We start from the raw sequence: 1,940 nt of genomic DNA, 5'->3' as shown, positions 1-1,940 counted from the left end.
GCGTCTTGCTCGACAATCCAAAAATAATTGAGAGGCTAGGACTTTTGTCCCAGCCTCTTTTTTGTCTTAGAGTGGCTATTTTCAACCCTGTCGCTGAAACGTATGAATATTACTTTTTGGGGGATTTGGGTGTATCATCTGTCATTTTTCTTGTAAATCCGTCTATAATCTGCTATAATTGTGACTAATCGAATCAATCCTTTAATACTGTCCAGAGAGGCAGGCAAGGAGCTATGGAAATGAAAGGCCTGGGAAGACCAGCCTATGTTTTGTGTATCTCCTTGTTGTGGGGGATTTTTTTGTATATTGAAAAGTGGTTTGATAAAAAAGAAATCGTCGATGATGGAGCATGAAGCACTCCCTTACGATTTGGTCATCGAAGGTAGACGTTTTTGTTCAGCCATAGCTTGTCGCATCTTAATTTTAGGAGGTTTTTACGATCGTGAATGACGTTAAATATGATGTGAATGATATGCCAAAACCTGGTTTATTGGTTGGTTTATCTTTCCAGCATTTGTTTGCCATGTTTGGGGCGACAGTGCTGGTGCCGATTTTGGTTGGGATTGATCCTGCCATTGCTTTGTTTTCATCTGGTTTGGGAACCTTGGCTCACTTAACCGTGACCAAGTATAAGATCCCTGCTTACATGGGGTCTAGTTTTGCTTATATTGCAGCGATGCAAATGCTGATGAAGTCAGATGGGATCGCGGCAGTTGCCCAGGGTGCTATGGCGGGTGGTTTGGTCTACTTGTTTGTAGCTCTGATTGTTAAGCATGCGGGTAAAGATTGGATTAATAAGGTCCTTCCACCAATCGTGGTTGGTCCCATTATCATGGTAATTGGTTTGAGTCTTGCGAAGAATGCCGTCACTGATGCGACAACCTTAAATAATAGCTACAGCGGCTATGCTCTATTGATTTCGATGGTGACCCTCTTTGCGGTTATCCTATTTAACATGTATGGCAAGAAGATTGTCGGTGTCGTCCCAATTTTACTTGGATTAATTGTGGGCTATATTTTCTCATTGGCTCTTGGTTTGCTGACAGGACATAGTTTTGTCAATTTCTCAGAGGTAAGTGCGGCGCATTGGATTCAAGTTCCAAACTTTGACATTCCATTTGTGGATTATAGCTTTAAGCTCTATCCAAGTGCGATTTTGACTATGGCTCCGATTGCCTTTGTGACCATGACGGAACATTTTGGCCACCTCATGGTTTTAAATAGTTTGACTGAGCGTGATTACTTCAAGGATCCAGGACTTGACCATACGCTTACTGGTGATGGCTTGGCACAGATTATTGCTGGATTCTTTGGAGCTCCTCCGGTAACTTCTTATGGGGAAAACATTGGGGTGATGGCCCTTAGTAAGGTCTACTCAGTTTACGTTATTTCAGGCGCAGCAGTGATTGCGGTTGTCATGAGCTTTATTGGGAAGCTATCAGCACTCTTGCACTCTATTCCAACTCCTGTATTGGGAGGTTTGTCTATTGCCCTCTTTGGGGTTATCGCTGCTAGCGGTTTGAAAATTTTAGTTGAACATAAGATTGATTTTGATAATAAAAAGAATCTCTTGATTGCAAGTGTGATCTTGGTATCAGGGATCGGTGGTTTGATGATTGACCTCGGTGGTCTTCAAATCACTGGTGTCGCAACGTCAACCATTCTTGGAATTGTGTTGTATCAAATCCTTCCAGAACCAAAAGCTGACCAGGCTTAGACCATTCTGGTAGTGAAAAAGTTTGAATGGATTTAAACATTATAAAAAACGAGGAACAAACTCTGATGGCAGAGCTGGTGTTCCTCGTTTTTTTATTGTGGATCGGATTTCCAAAGAGGCCTTCCTTTATTAGTTGATTGCGTTTATTAAATGGTAATGATTGTTATCGTGGTGGAAGACCAAGGGCGATGCGCCCGTATCGGCTGATTCGTGTAATTTTCCA

1 protein-coding gene is annotated in these 1,940 nt (G+C 42.1%); it reads left to right on the top strand.

Features of this window, described 5'->3' with window-relative positions:
* Window positions 1-442: 442 nt before the first annotated feature.
* Window positions 443-1,717: a uracil-xanthine permease family protein gene (locus SPADD19_RS09850; protein ID WP_049498113.1), complete on the top strand. Its 1,275-nt coding sequence runs from the start codon at window positions 443-445 to the stop codon at window positions 1,715-1,717.
* The last annotated feature ends 223 nt before the right edge of the window (window positions 1,718-1,940 follow it).

It is taken from the genome of Streptococcus parasanguinis, from assembly GCF_001578955.1.
Taxonomy (GTDB): domain Bacteria; phylum Bacillota; class Bacilli; order Lactobacillales; family Streptococcaceae; genus Streptococcus; species Streptococcus parasanguinis_U.
This window is presented reverse-complemented; position numbering and strand designations above follow the sequence as displayed.